A 14,492-nucleotide genomic window follows, 5' to 3' on the forward strand; every position below is an offset into this window, starting at 1 on the left:
GCGATACGTGCTCCAGCGCCCCTTTCTCCTGTCTTTCCTCCCGTCCTCCTCCCAGCCTGCCGGAGAATCCCCATGCCCAATCCCCTCCTTGATTTTTCGGCGCTGCCGCGCTTCGACGACATCCGCCCGGAGCATGTCGCGCCGGCAATCCGCCAGCTCATCGACGAGAACCGCGCGCTGATCGCGGAGCTCGTCGCCGACCCCGCGCCGCCGACCTGGGCGAACTTCGTCACGCCGATGACCGAGGAAGGCGAGCGACTCGGTCGCGCGTGGGGCATCGTCGGCCATCTGCACAGCGTCATGGACGTGCCCGAATGGCGCGAAGCCTACAACGCGATGCTGCCCGAGGTGTCGAGCTTCTATGCCGAAGTCGGGCAGAACCTCGAGCTGTTCGAGAAATACCGGCTGCTGCACGACAGCGCCGAATACGACATGCTGTCTCCGGCGCGCCAGCGCATCATCGACCACGAGCTGCGCGACTTCCGCCTGTCGGGCGCCGAGCTGCCGGACGCCGACAAGCCGCGCTTCAAGGAAATCCAGGAAGAGCAGTCGGCGCTCGCGGCGAAATTTTCCGAGAACCTGCTCGACGCCACCAACGCCCACACCGAATGGATCGAGGACGAAGCGGAGCTCGCCGGACTGCCGGACGATGCGATCGCCGCGGCGCGCGCGGCCGCCGAACGCGACGGCAAGCCGGGGTGGAAATTCACGCTGCAGATGCCCGCCTACCTGCCGGTGATGCAGTACGCCGACAACCGCGAACTGCGCGCACGAATGTATCGCGCGTATGCGACACGCGCGTCGGAACAGGGCAGGCCGGAGCTCGACAACGGGCCGCTGATCGGCCGCATCCTCGCTCTGCGCGCCGAAGAGGCGAAGATGCTCGGGTACCGCAACTTCGCCGAAGTGTCGCTCGTGCCGAAGATGGCCGAAACGCCCGACGAGGTGCTCGCCTTCCTGCGCGAGCTGGCGACGAAAGCCAAGCCGTTCGCCGAGCGCGATCTCGCCGAACTGCAAGCTTTCGCCCGCACGGAACTGGGCCTCGATCCGCTCGAGCCGTGGGACATCGGTTATGCGTCGGAAAAACTGCGCCAGGCCCGTTACGCGTTCTCGGACCAGGAAGTGAAACAGTACTTCCCCGAGCCGAAAGTGCTCGAAGGCCTGTTCGGCGTGATCCGCACGCTGTATGGCGTCGACATCGTCGCCGACAACGCGCCGCTGTGGGATGCGGGCGCACATTTCTTCCGCATCGACCGGGACGGCGCGACGCTGGGACATTTCTACCTCGACCTGCACGCGCGCAAGACCAAGCGCGGCGGCGCATGGATGGACTCGGCGAGGAGCCGCTACGTCGGTCCGCGCGGCACGCAGACGCCGGTCGCGTACCTCGTATGCAACTTCCCCGGCCCGGTGGGAGGAAAGCCTCCGACCTTCACGCACGACGACGTGCTGACGCTGTTCCACGAATGCGGCCACGGCCTGCATCACCTGCTGACGCAGATCGACGACCTCGCGGTATCGGGCATCCACGGCGTCGAATGGGACGCCGTCGAACTGCCGAGCCAGTTCATGGAGAACTTCTGCTGGGAATGGGACGTGCTCTGCGGCATGACTTCGCATGTCGACACCGGGGCCCCGCTGCCACGCGAACTCTTCGACAAGATGATCGCGGCGAAGAACTTCCAGAGCGGCATGCAGACGGTGCGACAGCTCGAATTCTCGATGTTCGACCTGCGTCTGCACAGCGAGGTCGACGCGTCGGCCGGACCGGTTCCGGTCGAGCGCGTCATGGAGCTGCTCGACGAAGTGCGGCGCGAAGTCGCGGTGATGATCCCGCCGCCCTGGCACCGCTTCCCGCACAGCTTCTCGCACATCTTCGCCGGCGGCTACGGGGCCGGGTATTACAGCTACAAATGGGCTGAAGTGCTGTCGGCCGACGCGTTCGCGGCGTTCGAGGAAGCGGGCGCGGGGAAAGGGACGTTGCTGGACCGTGAAACGGGGGAACGCTTCTGGCGCGAAATCCTCGCTGTCGGAGGCAGCCGCCCGGCGCTCGAATCATTCAAGGCTTTCCGCGGCCGCGAACCGCGCGTCGATGCGCTGCTGCGGCACAACGGCATGGTGAGCGCATGACCCGCGCGCGAGAGTCACAGATGGGAGGCAGCCCCCTCCAGGACGCGCCGCTGCACATGCAGCGGGACGCCACGTTCGGTCATGTTCATCTGCGCGTTCGCGTGGTCGCCACCTCGGGCAAGATAATCCATGATTGCCCCGACGAACTGGCGCATGGCCCAATCGACACGCATTTCCAATCCACTGAATGCCATCGTCGCCCCCTTTCATGACGAAATGCGTGAATGCGCATGACGACATGTCGTAGCCTCCCGGGAGCCAAAGCCAGTTTTATGCCACGTGCAGGACACGACGTGGATACAATGAATTGCAGCGGGCACCGGGAGGGCGGCGGGCCTCGTCGTCACATGGTGTAAGAATTTCCGACACCCCCGCTCCGGCTGAACTGTTCAATCCCCACGCCACCCTGCATACGATGAAAATCGCCACCTGGAACGTAAACTCCCTCAAGGTCCGCCTGCCCCACGTGCTCGACTGGCTCGCGGCCAACCGGCCCGACGTGCTGTGCCTGCAGGAACTCAAGCTCGAGGACAAGTCGTTTCCGAGCGCCGAAATCGAAGCGGCCGGCTACCACGCAGCATTCAGCGGCCAGAAGACCTACAACGGCGTGGCGATACTGAGCCGCTCTGCGCTCGCCGGCATCGGCCACGGCATCCCGGGTTTCGATGACGAACAGAAACGCGTGCTCGCGGCGACGGTGAACGGCGTGCGCGTGATCTGCGGGTATTTCCCGAACGGACAGGCGGTTGGCTCGGAGAAATTCGCGTACAAGCTGCGCTGGCTCGCGGCCCTGACGGAGTGGCTGCGCGAAGAACTCAAGGCGCATCAGCGGCTGGTGCTGACGGGCGACTTCAACATCGCTCCCGAAGACCGCGACGCCCATCCGGACTGGAAGGACGAGATCCACGTCTCACCTGCCGAGCGCGCCGCTTTCGCCGCGCTGACCGGGCTCGGCCTGGCCGACGCTTATCGTCTTTTTCCGCAGGACGACAAGAGCTTTTCGTGGTGGGACTACCGCATGGGCGCTTTCCGGCGCAACTTCGGCCTGCGCATCGACCACATCCTGCTGTCGCCGGCGCTGCGCGATGTGTGCTGCGCGTGTACGATCGACAAGGCACCGCGCAAGCTCGAACGCCCGTCCGACCACGCTCCGGTGATCGCCGAACTCGAGTTGTAGCCCCATCGCCGCAGCGCGCGACGGAAGACGACGATGACGACCCCGCACACGCCAGAGCTGGCCCGCCTCGCCCACCGCTATCCGGTGATCGCCACGCTGCCCGAATCGGCCCGGCACCGTCTGTTCGAGACTGCGCGCTGGGCGCGCGTGCCGGCCGGCGCCCTGCTGTTCGACGACCACCAGGCGTGCGAAGGTTTTCCGTTCGTCGTCGAAGGATCGGTGCGCGTCGTCAAGTGCGCCCCCAACGGCCGCGAACTGCCGCTGTACCGGGTCGCGGCGGGCGAAACCTGCATCATCTCGTCGTCCTGCCTGCTCGGCCACGAGGACTACAACGCGCGCGGCATCGCCGAATCCGACACGGTGCTGATGCTGCTGCCGAAAGCCGAGTTCGATGCGCTGCTCGGCGAGCCGGCGTTCCGCAATTTCGTCTTCCACCTGTTCGCCGAGCGTATCGCCGACCTGATGCAGCTGATCGAGGAAGTCGCGTTCCACCGGCTCGACCAGCGCCTCGCCGGCCAGCTGCTCGGCAAGGGGCGCGTGCTGCACGTCACGCACCAGCAGCTCGCCGACGAGCTCGGCAGCGTGCGCGAATTCATCAGCCGCCTGCTCAAAGGCTTCGCGGCGCAGGGGCTGGTGAAGCTGTCGCGCGAGCAGATCGAGATCCTCGATCCCGCGGGGCTGCGGCGGATGGCGAGCGAAGGGCGCCACGAGTAAGGCTGGGGCCAAGGCGCCGCTGTGTAACCGAGGTTACAGACCGGGCGACGGTGGAGTGGTCCAATACGCTCGTCATCCACCCCATCGCAACGGAGAACACCACCATGAATGCAAACGTCGGCGGCATCGACCGGGTCCTGCGCATCGTCGCCGGGCTGGTCCTGGTCATCCTCGCCATCCTCGGCATCGGCAATCCCTGGACCTGGATCGGTGTCGTCCCGCTCGCGACCGGGCTGCTCGGCTGGTGCCCGGCCTATACCCTCTTCGGCCTGCGCACCTGCCCGCTCAGGAAAGCCTGAGCGCCACGGCGATCCGCCTCGACGCCTACCCGTGACCGGCGCCGAGGCGCCCCTGGGTCGGCGCACACCGCACCAAGATCACGCGTTCGCGAGCGCGCGCGGCGACTTCGCCGCGATGTAGTTCGTGATCGCGACGTAGTCGGCGACGGTCAGGCGTTCGCCGCGCAGGCCCGGGTCGATCCCGAGCGCGGGAAAATCCGCTTCGTCGAGCCATTCGCGCAGCGTATTGCGCAGCGTCTTGCGGCGCTGGCCGAACGCGGCGGCGACGACGCGCTCGAGCAGCGCCTCGTCCTTCGCGGTGCGCTGCTCTGCCGGCAGCGGCACCATGCGGACGATGCTCGACGTGACTTTCGGCGCCGGGCGGAACGCCCCGGGCGGCACGTCGAACAGCCGCCCCATGCGGAACCGGTATTGCAGCATCACCGACAGGCGCCCGTAGTCCTCGGTGCCCGGCTCGGCGACCATGCGCATCACGACTTCCTTCTGCAGCATGAAAGTCATGTCGCGCACCCGGGCCGCGAACTCCGCGAGGTGGAACAGCAGCGGCGTCGAGATGTTGTACGGCAGGTTACCGACGACCCGCAGCGGCGCGCCGAGCGTGGCGAAATCGAACTTCAGCGCGTCGCCTTCGTGGATCGTCAGCCGCTCCGGCGAATAACGTTCGTGCAGCCGGGCGATCAGGTCGCGGTCGATCTCGACGACGTGCAGATGACCGAGCCGTTCGACGAGCGGATCGGTCATCGCGCCCAGCCCCGGGCCGATCTCGACGACGGTCTCGCCCGGCACCGGGTGGATCGCATCGATGATCTTGCGGATGATGTTGGGGTCGGACAGGAAATTCTGGCCAAAACGCTTGCGCGCGCGGTGTTCGCTCATCGTGCGACATCCCGATTGCATACCATCGCAGTCGCAAGTTCGACTGCGGCGAACAGGCTGCCCGGATCGGCCCGGCCCGTGCCCGCGAGATCGAGCGCAGTGCCGTGATCGACGGACGTGCGAATGATCGGCAAGCCCAGCGTGACGTTCACGCCACCGCCGAAGCTCGCGTGCTTGAGCACCGGCAGGCCCTGGTCGTGGTACATCGCGAGCACCGCGTCGCCCTGCCCGAGCGTATGCGGCACGAACAGCGTGTCGGCAGGCAGCGGTCCGACGAGCCGCATGCCTTCGCCGCGCAGCCGCTCGAGCACCGGCGCGATGACGTCGATTTCCTCGCGCCCCATGTGCCCGCCCTCGCCGGCGTGGGGGTTGAGGCCGGCCACGAGAATGCGCGGCGCGGCGAGCCCGAAGCGCCCCGCCAGATCGGCGTGCAGGATGCGCAGCGTCTCGTCGAGCAGCGCCGGCGTGATCGCTCCGGGCACGGCCGCGAGCGGCAAGTGGGTGGTCGCAAGCGCGACGCGCAGCCCGCCGCCGACCAGCATCATCACGACGCGCGGCGTGCCGGTGTGCTCGGCCAGGTATTCGGTGTGACCGCTGAACGCGACGCCGGCGTCGTTGATGACGCCCTTGTGCACCGGCGCCGTCACGATGGCGCCGAACTCGCCGCTTCGGCAACCGTGCACTGCCCGGTCGAGCAGTGCCAGCACATAGCCGGCATTGGCAGGATCGAGCCGGCCGGGTCGCGCGGCGACGTTCAGCGGCACGTGCAGCACGTCTAGCACGCCCGCTGCGGCAGGCGCGTCCGGCATGTAGGCGCGCACGACTGCCGCGCCGGCTGCGCGCGCCCGGATCAGCTCGAAGTCGCCCAGCACGACCGGGCGCAGCGGCCAGTCACGACGAGAGAGTTGCGCGCACAGCTCGGGGCCGATGCCGGCCGGCTCGCCGCTGGTGATTGCAAGGATCGGAAGAGAAGCCACGGTGCCGAGTTATTCCTTGCCGGTCCGGTACTCGACATAGGTGCGGTCGCGCAGCTGGCGCAGCCAATCCTCGAACGCCTCGTCGGCCTTGCGCTCGCGCAGCGCATTGCGGGCCGCGTTGCGCTTGCGCTCGTCGGACACGTCCTGGAGCCGGCGCGCCTCGACCTGGATCAGATGCCAGCCGAACGGCGAACGCACCGGCGCACTCACTTCGCCCGGTTTGAGCGCGTTCATCGTGCGCTCGAATTCGGGGACGGTGTCGCCGGGGCTGAGCCAGCCGAGATCGCCGCCTTTCGCCGACGACAGGTCCGCCGAATGGGCTTTCGCGAGCTCGGCGAAACTGGCGCCGTTGACGACCCGCTCGCGCAGCCCGAGCAGGCGGCTTTCCGCCTCGCTGTCGTTGAGGATTTCCGAAGTCCGGATCAGGATGTGACGCGCCCGCGTCTGTTCGAGCTGTTGCGGCCCGGCCGCCGCGCCGCCACGCCTGTCGAGGAGCTTGACGATATGCAGGCCCGCCGAACTGCGCAGCACGGGCGACACGCTGCCGGGACTCAGCTCGCGCACCGCCTCGGCAAACAGCGGCGGCAGGCGGTCGCGGCTGCGCCAGCCGAGCGCACCGCCGTTCATCGCATCGGGCGCATCGGAATAGCTCGCGGCGACACGCGCGAAGTCGTCACCCGAATTGAGCCGCTGTTTCGCGGTTTCGGCGCGCGCGACGAGGCCGGCCATCTGCTGCTGCGTTGCCGCTTCGGGCACGCGGATCAGGATGTGGGCGAGCTCGAATTCCTCGCCGGACAGCGCATCGGCATTGTTCGCGAGGAAGTTGTCGACTTCCGCGTCGGTCACGACGATGCGGTTGTCGACTTCGCGCTCGCGCAGCCGCGTCAACAGGATTTCGGTGCGGATATTGTCGCGGAAGCGGCTCCAGCTGACGCCGTCCTTTTCGAGCGCAGCCTGCAACTGCGCTATGGTCAGGCGGTTGCTCTCCGCGATCCGCGCGATCGCCCGTTCGAGCGTCGCCTCGTCGACCTGCAGCGACGTCTCGCGCGCCAGCTGCAGCTGCGCCCGCTCGAGCACCAGACGCTCCAGCAGCTGCCGCTCGAGCACGTCGGCGGGCGGCTGCGGCGTGCCCTGGCGGTTCAGCTGGTGAATCGCCTGCTCGACCCGCTCACGCAATTCCCTCGCCGTGATGACTTCGTTGTTCACGACTGCGGCGATGTGGTCGACTTCGACGGAGCGGGGATTGGCCGCATGAGCCGGAAACAGGGCTGTGGCGCAGGACAGGGCGGCGAACAGGACGAGGCTGAGGCGCGAGGAAATTCGACGCAAGGCAATGCGACGCAGGGGAATTCGACGCAGGGGAATTCGTATCATGGTTTCTCGAAAAATGAATCGACTCGTGTAATGCTGAAATACGGCCGCCGGATTCAGTAGGCACCGAAAACGCGGTCGGACACGGGTTCGTTGATCTTGCCATATCCCGCAACGCTGCGTTTGAGCAGATTGACCGGACTGGAACCGACACTGGCCAAGCCGTTGAGTTCGAGCTGCACGAACAGCGCTTCGGTGACGTCGTCGGGATTGGTCGCGAAACGGTGCACCGCGCTGCGCACCACCCAGCAGCCACCATCGTATTCGAGGCCCGCGATGGTCTCGGTGATGCGGTTCTCCTTCAGCGAGCGCGTCACGCGCGCGACACCATACCAGCCGCCGCCGAGCGGCCACTGCCCGGAAAGGTCGAGGTCCTCCAGCACCTCGCGCGAATAACGGTAACCGAGATTGAGCGCCTTCGCGAATTCCGGCTGATAGCGCACGGCGAAGTTGAAGCGCTCCGTCAACTGCTCGCGCGGGTTGTACTGCCACGCCGAATCGATCGACGAGCTCGTCGTGACCCGCCCGCTGAACGCCGCGAGCATGTCGGCACGGCGCTCGCCGCGGCGCGGTTCGCCCGGCAGCGCGACGCGCTGTTCGTCGAAGTAGTAGCGCTGGCCGATGGTTGCGCGCATGCGCTCGGCCCCGGTTCCCGGATCGATCAGGCGCGACGTCACGGCCGCAGTGACCTGGTTCGCGTCGGCGATGCGGTCGCCGCCGGCATAGAGGTTTTCGGAGAAGATCTGCGCGAAGCCGAAGTCGAAACGGGCCGTGTCGAAAACCGGGATGTCGTCCTGATTGCGGTACGGCGTGCGCACGTAGTAGATCCGCGGCTCCAGCGTCTGGAGATACTCGCGGGCGAACAGCGTCGTGTCGCGCTCGAAGTTGAGCCCGCTGTCGAGCGTGAAGATCGGCAGCGACCGCGTGATCGAGTCGCTCTCGCCGGAGAGGTCGCGGTCGAGCGCGTATTGCGTGTGATGCACGCCGATTTTCGGCGTCACGTAGTAGCCCGGCCGCTCGAACGGCAATGACAGCTGCGGATACAGCGTGAAGCGGCTGCCTTCCGGCTTGCGGCTATCAGTGTGTTCGAACTGCACGTATTCGCCGCGAAAGCCGAAGACGGTCCCCGCCGCCATGTCTTGCCGGTTCGCGTTCAGCAACAGCTGCGGCAGGCGCCGGTAAGGGTCTTCGCCGGACAGCGTCTGGTAGCTTTGCACCAGCGCCGACGCGCTCCACCAGTCGCTCGCGACATAGCTGAGCCGGCCTTCGCGCAGCAGGTTGACCTGCGACGCGACCGACAGGCGCGAGCTGAGGTCTTCGAAATACTGGTCGTCGGAGACGGCGTTCAGGTCGAGCGAACCGTACAGGTTCGGCGTGATCTGCTGCTGGTGCTGCACCGATCCGAGCGCACGCTCCTCGCCGGTGACGGCATCGCGCGGCAGCCACTCGACACGCGACTCGCCGCGATAGCCCGGCGTCAGGTAACGGAACTCACCCCCGAGCTGCACGCCGCGTCGCCCCATGAAGCGTGGCGCGAACGTCGCGTCGTAGTTCGGCGCAAGGTTCCAGTAATAGGGCACGGAGATATCGACGCCGGCCTTGTTCGAGACGCCGACCGTCGGCGAGAGGAAACCGGACTGGCGCTGGGCGACGAGCGGAAATTCCGCCCACGGCCACCAGAAGATCGGCACGTCCTGGAAGATCACCGAGCCGCCGCGCACGACGCCGACTTCACGGTCGTAGTCGAGCTCGAGGTCGCGCGCCTTGATGTACCAGTCCGGGTCGTCGGCCTGGCAGGTCGACCACGTGGCGTTCTCCAGGCGATACTGGTTCTCGCCTTCGAAGTGCATCACGTCGGCATGCCCGCTGCCGGAGATCTCGCGCACCGGCTCGCCAGGCGCCGGATCGGAGCGGCGACTGAAACGGTATTGCGGCGCTTCGAATTCGCCGACCTGCTCGGCGATCTTCAGATTGGCACGCGGCCCCTCGACCCGGTCCGTACCCTGCGCCACCAGCACGTTGCCTTCGGCCCGCGCCTCGTCGGTCAGCTCGCTGTAGGTCAGCCGGTCGGCGGACAGCAGTATTCCGTCGCGGCGCAGCTCGGCATTGCCTTCGGCGACCAGTTCGACTGCTCGCGTTCCGCTGATCTGCTGCGCGCGGATCTCGGTCGCTCCTGCAGCGATCGGCCCGCTTTCCGCAGGCGCAGCGCCGGCAGCCGGTTCGGCGGGAGTCCCGACCGGTGGCAGCGCCACAGCCGGTGGTGGCGATTCCGGGGTCGGCAATGACCGCGCCGGTGCAGACGGCTGCGCCTGCACCTCGGGCGCATCCGGGCTTTGAGCCGGCGCCTGTCCGGCCGGGCGTTCCGGCCGGCTTTTCACCAGGTCCGGCGAAACCACCAGCGGTGGCAATCCTGCCGCCACCGCGGCTCCCGAGAAGCAGCACATCAGCAGCGGGATAAGCTTCAGCCGCGTTCTCAATCGCGTTTCGCGCAAGCGTCTTCCCCAATCGTCAAGAGTCAGCCCGACGGCGAGCGGCCCGGTCGAAGCCTTTGATAAACTCACCGATTTTACACGAAGCCTCGCGGAGAACCCGGTGCAAAGACTCACTCAACTGAAGACCTGGCTGACGGCGCGGCTACCCGGACAGGATTTCGAACTGAGCCCGGCATCGGCCGACGCCAGCTTCCGGCGCTATTTCCGCGTGCGTTTTGCCGACGGCAGCCAGAGCCGCATCGTCATGGACGCACCGCCCGAACACGAGGACACGCGCCCCTGGCTCAAGGTCGCAGAGCTCTTCGGCGACGCCGGCGCACACGTCCCCGAAGTGCTGGCGCGCGATCCGGACCAGGGCTTCCTGCTGCTGTCGGATCTCGGCAGCACGACCTACCTCGCGGCGCTCACCCCGGCGAACGCCGCAAGCCTCTACGCCGACGCTCTCGGTACGCTGATCGCGATCCAGAAAGCGAGCCGTCCCGGGGTGCTGCCGGAATATTCGCGCGAACTGCTGCGGCGCGAGCTGATGCTGTTCCCCGAGTGGTACATCACGCGCCACAAGGGCGTGAGCCTCGACGAGCGCCAGCACGCCGCGCTGGAGACGGTTTTCGACCGCATCCTCGCCGTCAACCTCGCCGAGCCGCAAGTCTTCGTGCATCGCGACTACCACTCGCGCAACCTGATGTACCTCGCCGACGGCGCCAACCCGGGCGTCATCGACTTCCAGGACGCGGTGTACGGTCCGCTGACCTACGACCTCGCGTCGCTGTTCAAGGACGCGTATATCCATTGGGAAGAGGACTTCACACTCGATCTGCTCGCGCGCTACTGGGAGGCGGCACGCACGCTCGGCCTGCCGGTGCGCGAGGATTTCTCCGACTTCCACCGCGACTACGAGTGGATGGGCGTGCAGCGCCACGTCAAGGTGCTCGGCATTTTCGCCCGCCTCTGTCACCGCGACGGCAAGGACGGCTACCTTGCCGACATGCCGCGGGTGATGGACTACCTGCGCCGCGCGTGCAAGCGCTACCGCGACCTCACGCCGCTGCTGCGGCTGCTCGACCAGGTCGACCCGGAGCCGGTCGAAGTCGGCTACACGTTCTGATGCGCGCGATGATCCTCGCCGCCGGGCGCGGCGAGCGGATGCGTCCGCTGACCGACGCCTGCCCGAAGCCGTTGCTCGTCGCGGGCGGACGGCCGCTGATCGCGTGGCACCTCGAACGGCTGCGCATGGCGGGCTTCACCGACGTCGTCATCAACCACGCCCATCTGGGAACGATGATCGAAGCGGCGCTCGGCGACGGCCGGCAATTCGGATTGCATGTCGCCTACTCCGCCGAAACCGAGGCACTGGAGACCGCCGGCGGCGTCCGCCAGGCGCTGGCCCTGCTCGGCGACGCGCCTTTCCTCGTCATCAACGGCGACGTCTTCTGCGACGCGGACCTCGCCGCGCTGCGCCCTGTCGGCGCCGGACTCGCCGCGACGGACGACCTCGCCCACCTCGTGATGGTGCCCAACCCGGACCATCACCCCGGCGGCGATTTTCGCCTCGACGGCGAGCGCCTGCACCGCGACGGCGAGCCGCGGCTGACGTTTTCCGGCATCGGCGTCTATCGGCCGGCGCTGTTCGCCGCGGTCGCAGCCGGAACGAAAGCGCCGCTCGGCCCGCTGCTGCGGGAGGCGATGGACGCGGGCCGCGTGCGCGGCGCGCTCCATCGCGGCTACTGGCTCGACGTCGGGACGCCGCAACGCCTCGCCGCGCTCGATCGCCACTTGCGGCAAGTCATCGACTGAGCGCCGCTCCCGGACAGGGCCCGTTCCGCCGGGTCGAAACCGGGAATCGCCCCCGTGCCATAATGAATTCATGAACAGCCTTCCAGAGCGCCCCGTGCCTGACATCGCCCCGTTTCACGCCCGCCGCGAACGGCTTCTCGCCCGCATGAACGCGCTCGGCGGCGGCATCGCGGTACTGCCGACCGCTGCCGAATGCACGCGCAACCGGGACACGCACTATCCGTTCCGCCACGACAGCTACTTCCATTACCTGACCGGTTTCGGCGAGCCCGAAGCGGTGGTCGTGCTGGTTGCCGGCGAATCCCCACGCTCGATCCTGTTCTGCCGCGAGAAGAACAAGGAGCGGGAGATCTGGGACGGCTATCGTTTCGGCCCCGATGCGGCCGGCGAGCGCTTCGGCTTCGACGAAGCGTGGACGATCGGTGACCTTGACCAGCGCCTGCCCGATCTCCTCGCGAACCAGCCGAAGCTGTGGTGCGCGCTGGGCTACGAAGCGGACTGGGACGCCCGCGTGATGCGCGCACTGAACGCGGTACGGGCGAACGCGCGCGCCGGCGCAGTGCCGCCGCATGCGATCCACGACGTGCGCACCGAGCTCGACGAAATGCGCCTCGTGAAGGACGAATCGGAGCTCGCGATCATGCGCCGCGCAGCCGCCATCTCGGGCGACGCGCACCGGCGCGCGATGGCCGCAACCCGCCCCGGCCGCCACGAATACGAGATCGAGGCGGAACTCCTGTACAGCTTTCGCCGCGCCGGCAGCCAGTTCCCCGCCTACCCGTCGATCGTCGCCAGTGGCCCGAATGCGTGCGTGCTGCACTACGTCGAGAACGACCGCGTGATGGCCGACGGCGAGCTGCTGCTGATCGACGCCGGCTGCGAGCTCGACGGCTACGCGTCCGACATCACCCGGACGTTTCCCGTCAATGGCCGCTTCACCGGCGCGCAGCGGGACGTCTATGAACTCGTGCTCGCCGCGCAGCGCGCCGCGAAAGACACGATTCGTCCCGGCGTGCTGTGGAACGACCCGCACGACGCCGCGGTACGGGTCATCGCGCAAGGCCTGCTCGATCTCGGCCTGCTCTCCGGCACGCTCGATGCCGTCATCGAACAGGACCTCTACCGGCGCTTCTACATGCACCGCACCGGTCACTGGCTCGGCCGCGATGTCCATGACGCCGGCGAATACAAGCGCGCCGGCGAGTGGCGGCCGCTCGAACCGGGCATGGTACTGACCGTCGAGCCGGGTTGTTACATCCGCGCCGCCGCCGACGTGCCGGAAGCGTTCTGGAACATCGGCGTGCGCATCGAGGACGATGCCGTCGTCACCGCAACCGGGTGCGAATTCATCACCGATGCGGCGCCGCGGTCGATCGCCGACATCGAAGCGGTGATGCGAGAGGGCGCCGGTGCGACAGCCTGACCTGTTGGTCGTCGGCGCCGGGCCGGTCGGGCTCGCCCTGGCACTCGCACTGAAGGACAGCGGCCTTGCGATCGTGCTCGCCGACGCCCGCCCGCGCGCGGCCGTGCTCGCCGACCCCCGCGTGCTCGCGCTGGCGCACGGCACGCGCCTGACGCTGGAGCGCCTCGGCGTGTGGGACGCCCTGCCGGTGACGCCGATCCGCCGTATCCACGTCTCGCAGCAAGGCGGGTTCGGCCGCACCGAACTGCGGGCCGAGGACTACCGCCAACCGGCACTCGGCTACGTCGTCTCGGCCGGCGCGCTCGCCGGCGCCCTGCGCGCCGCGGTGGAGCGCAGCGGCATCCCCATCCTCGACGAAACGGAAGTCACCGCCCTCACGCCGCAGGCCGACGCCGTCGTTGCCACCCTCGTTGCCACCCTCGGCAGCCCTGCAGCGAGCGCGCCGGACGACGCGCCGTGCCGCGCGCGTCTCGTCGCCTGCGCCGAAGGCCGGCTCGACGTCGGCAGTCGGGACGTCGTCGAGCGCGACTACCGCCAGCACGCCCTCATCGCACGGATCGACGTCGACGGCGGTCACCGCGATCGCGCGTTCGAGCGCTTCACGCCGCAGGGTCCGATCGCGCTGCTGCCCTGCGACAGCAACTTCGCGCTGGTCCAGGTCGTTTCGCCCGAACGCGCCGACGAGCTGCTCGCCATTGACGACGCCGGCTATGTCGCGCAGATGCAGGAGCGCTTCGGCACCCGCTTGCGGTTCGGCACAGTTTCCCGCCGTCACCGCTATCCCCTCGGCCTGCGCTACCGGCGCGATCCGGCGGGCGCCCGCACCGTGTGGCTCGGCAACGCCGCCCAGACCCTCCATCCGGTCGCCGGCCAGGGCTTCAACCTCGCGCTGCGCGACGTCTGGGCGCTCGCCGACACGCTGCTGCGCCACCGCGGCGATCCGGGCGGCGCGGCAGTCCTGGACGCCTATGCCGATTCCCGCGGCCTCGACCGCTTCGGCGCGATCCACTTCACCGACGCACTCGTGCGCGTGTTCAGCAATGACTTCGCCCCGCTGCGCCAGCTGCGCGGCGCCGGCCTGCTGGCCCTCGACCTCATCCCGCCGCTGCGCGATTTCGTTGCGCGGCGGATGATGTTCGGGGCGCGCGCCTGGCCCTGACGGGCGCCGTCCCGCCGGCGCGCAGCGGGCGCAAATACGACAGGATGTGATGCGATCGGCGTCGGCGCTGCATTCCGCTG

The 14,492-nt window shown here is 67.9% G+C and carries 13 protein-coding genes; 8 read left to right on the forward strand and 5 right to left on the reverse strand.

All coding sequences use genetic code 11. The features are described from left to right. Positions 1–72 precede the first annotated feature (72 nt). Complete coding sequence (locus tag EBN1_RS03070; protein ID WP_011236446.1) at positions 73–2,130, forward strand: M3 family metallopeptidase; 2,058 nt, start codon at positions 73–75, stop codon at positions 2,128–2,130. Positions 2,131–2,144: 14 nt separating this feature from the next. On the opposite strand, the gene EBN1_RS03075 is transcribed toward EBN1_RS03070, so the two are convergent. Beyond that, positions 2,145–2,303, reverse strand: coding sequence for a hypothetical protein (locus EBN1_RS03075; RefSeq protein ID WP_241762796.1), 159 nt, complete (start codon positions 2,301–2,303; stop codon positions 2,145–2,147). A gap of 242 nt (positions 2,304–2,545) precedes the next feature. Here EBN1_RS03075 and xth point away from each other — a divergent pair, with 242 nt between their 5' ends. From xth to EBN1_RS03090, 3 genes are all read left to right on the forward strand, one after another. Then, positions 2,546–3,307 carry an exodeoxyribonuclease III gene (gene xth / locus EBN1_RS03080; protein WP_011236447.1) on the forward strand — a complete coding sequence of 254 codons (762 nt, stop codon included), beginning with the start codon at positions 2,546–2,548 and terminating at the stop codon, positions 3,305–3,307. Positions 3,308–3,340: 33 nt separating this feature from the next. Then, complete coding sequence (locus EBN1_RS03085) at positions 3,341–4,021, forward strand: Crp/Fnr family transcriptional regulator (RefSeq protein ID WP_011236448.1); 681 nt, start codon at positions 3,341–3,343, stop codon at positions 4,019–4,021. A gap of 104 nt (positions 4,022–4,125) precedes the next feature. Beyond that, positions 4,126–4,320 (forward strand): YgaP family membrane protein, encoded by a 195-nt coding sequence (locus EBN1_RS03090; protein WP_011236449.1) that lies wholly within the window; start codon positions 4,126–4,128, stop codon positions 4,318–4,320. A 78-nt stretch (positions 4,321–4,398) separates the two neighbouring features. Here the strand turns inward: EBN1_RS03090 and rsmA are convergent, their stop codons facing one another. From rsmA to EBN1_RS03110, 4 genes are read right to left on the reverse strand one after another with little or no spacing between them, the layout of a single operon-like run. Next, entirely contained in the window at positions 4,399–5,196 is a 798-nt protein-coding gene (gene rsmA / locus EBN1_RS03095; RefSeq protein WP_011236450.1) for a 16S rRNA (adenine(1518)-N(6)/adenine(1519)-N(6))-dimethyltransferase RsmA, read from the reverse strand. After that, positions 5,193–6,173, reverse strand: a complete 981-nt coding sequence (gene pdxA, locus EBN1_RS03100) for a 4-hydroxythreonine-4-phosphate dehydrogenase PdxA (protein ID WP_011236451.1) — start codon at positions 6,171–6,173, stop codon at positions 5,193–5,195. The genes rsmA and pdxA overlap by 4 nt, the downstream gene beginning before the upstream one ends. 9 nt (positions 6,174–6,182) lie before the next feature. After that, positions 6,183–7,547, reverse strand: coding sequence for a peptidylprolyl isomerase (locus EBN1_RS03105; protein WP_011236452.1), 1,365 nt, complete (start codon positions 7,545–7,547; stop codon positions 6,183–6,185). Between the two features lie 53 nt (positions 7,548–7,600). Further along, entirely contained in the window at positions 7,601–9,988 is a 2,388-nt protein-coding gene (locus tag EBN1_RS03110) for an LPS-assembly protein LptD (RefSeq protein WP_241762848.1), read from the reverse strand. Between the two features lie 148 nt (positions 9,989–10,136). Between EBN1_RS03110 and EBN1_RS03115 the strand changes: the two genes are divergently transcribed. From EBN1_RS03115 to EBN1_RS03130, 4 genes are all read left to right on the forward strand, one after another. Beyond that, positions 10,137–11,141: an aminoglycoside phosphotransferase family protein gene (locus EBN1_RS03115; RefSeq protein ID WP_011236454.1), complete on the forward strand. Its 1,005-nt coding sequence runs from the start codon at positions 10,137–10,139 to the stop codon at positions 11,139–11,141. After that, positions 11,141–11,830 (forward strand): N-acetylmuramate alpha-1-phosphate uridylyltransferase MurU, encoded by a 690-nt coding sequence (gene murU / locus EBN1_RS03120; protein ID WP_011236455.1) that lies wholly within the window; start codon positions 11,141–11,143, stop codon positions 11,828–11,830. Before EBN1_RS03115 ends, murU begins: the two co-directional genes overlap by 1 nt. A 70-nt stretch (positions 11,831–11,900) precedes the next feature. Beyond that, a complete protein-coding gene (locus tag EBN1_RS03125; protein ID WP_011236456.1) occupies positions 11,901–13,253 on the forward strand; it encodes an aminopeptidase P N-terminal domain-containing protein in 1,353 nt (450 codons plus the stop codon). Next, positions 13,240–14,412, forward strand: a complete 1,173-nt coding sequence (locus EBN1_RS03130) for an FAD-dependent monooxygenase (RefSeq protein ID WP_011236457.1) — start codon at positions 13,240–13,242, stop codon at positions 14,410–14,412. Before EBN1_RS03125 ends, EBN1_RS03130 begins: the two co-directional genes overlap by 14 nt. The last annotated feature ends 80 nt before the right edge of the window (positions 14,413–14,492 follow it).

Source organism: Aromatoleum aromaticum EbN1 (assembly GCF_000025965.1).
GTDB lineage: Bacteria > Pseudomonadota > Gammaproteobacteria > Burkholderiales > Rhodocyclaceae > Aromatoleum > Aromatoleum aromaticum.

What these genes read in the sequence shown, in the direction of transcription:
- EBN1_RS03070 (WP_011236446.1), top strand. Translation starts at nt 73, where the DNA reads ATGCCCAATCCCCTCCTTGATTTTTCGGCGCTGCCGCGCTTCGACGAC.
- EBN1_RS03075 (WP_241762796.1), bottom strand. Translation starts at nt 2,303, where the DNA reads ATGCGTGTCGATTGGGCCATGCGCCAGTTCGTCGGGGCAATCATGGAT.
- xth (WP_011236447.1), top strand. Translation starts at nt 2,546, where the DNA reads ATGAAAATCGCCACCTGGAACGTAAACTCCCTCAAGGTCCGCCTGCCC.
- EBN1_RS03085 (WP_011236448.1), top strand. Translation starts at nt 3,341, where the DNA reads ATGACGACCCCGCACACGCCAGAGCTGGCCCGCCTCGCCCACCGCTAT.
- EBN1_RS03090 (WP_011236449.1), top strand. Translation starts at nt 4,126, where the DNA reads ATGAATGCAAACGTCGGCGGCATCGACCGGGTCCTGCGCATCGTCGCC.
- rsmA (WP_011236450.1), bottom strand. Translation starts at nt 5,196, where the DNA reads ATGAGCGAACACCGCGCGCGCAAGCGTTTTGGCCAGAATTTCCTGTCC.
- EBN1_RS03105 (WP_011236452.1), bottom strand. Translation starts at nt 7,547, where the DNA reads ATGATACGAATTCCCCTGCGTCGAATTCCCCTGCGTCGCATTGCCTTG.
- EBN1_RS03110 (WP_241762848.1), bottom strand. Translation starts at nt 9,988, where the DNA reads ATGTGCTGCTTCTCGGGAGCCGCGGTGGCGGCAGGATTGCCACCGCTG.
- murU (WP_011236455.1), top strand. Translation starts at nt 11,141, where the DNA reads ATGCGCGCGATGATCCTCGCCGCCGGGCGCGGCGAGCGGATGCGTCCG.
- EBN1_RS03125 (WP_011236456.1), top strand. Translation starts at nt 11,901, where the DNA reads ATGAACAGCCTTCCAGAGCGCCCCGTGCCTGACATCGCCCCGTTTCAC.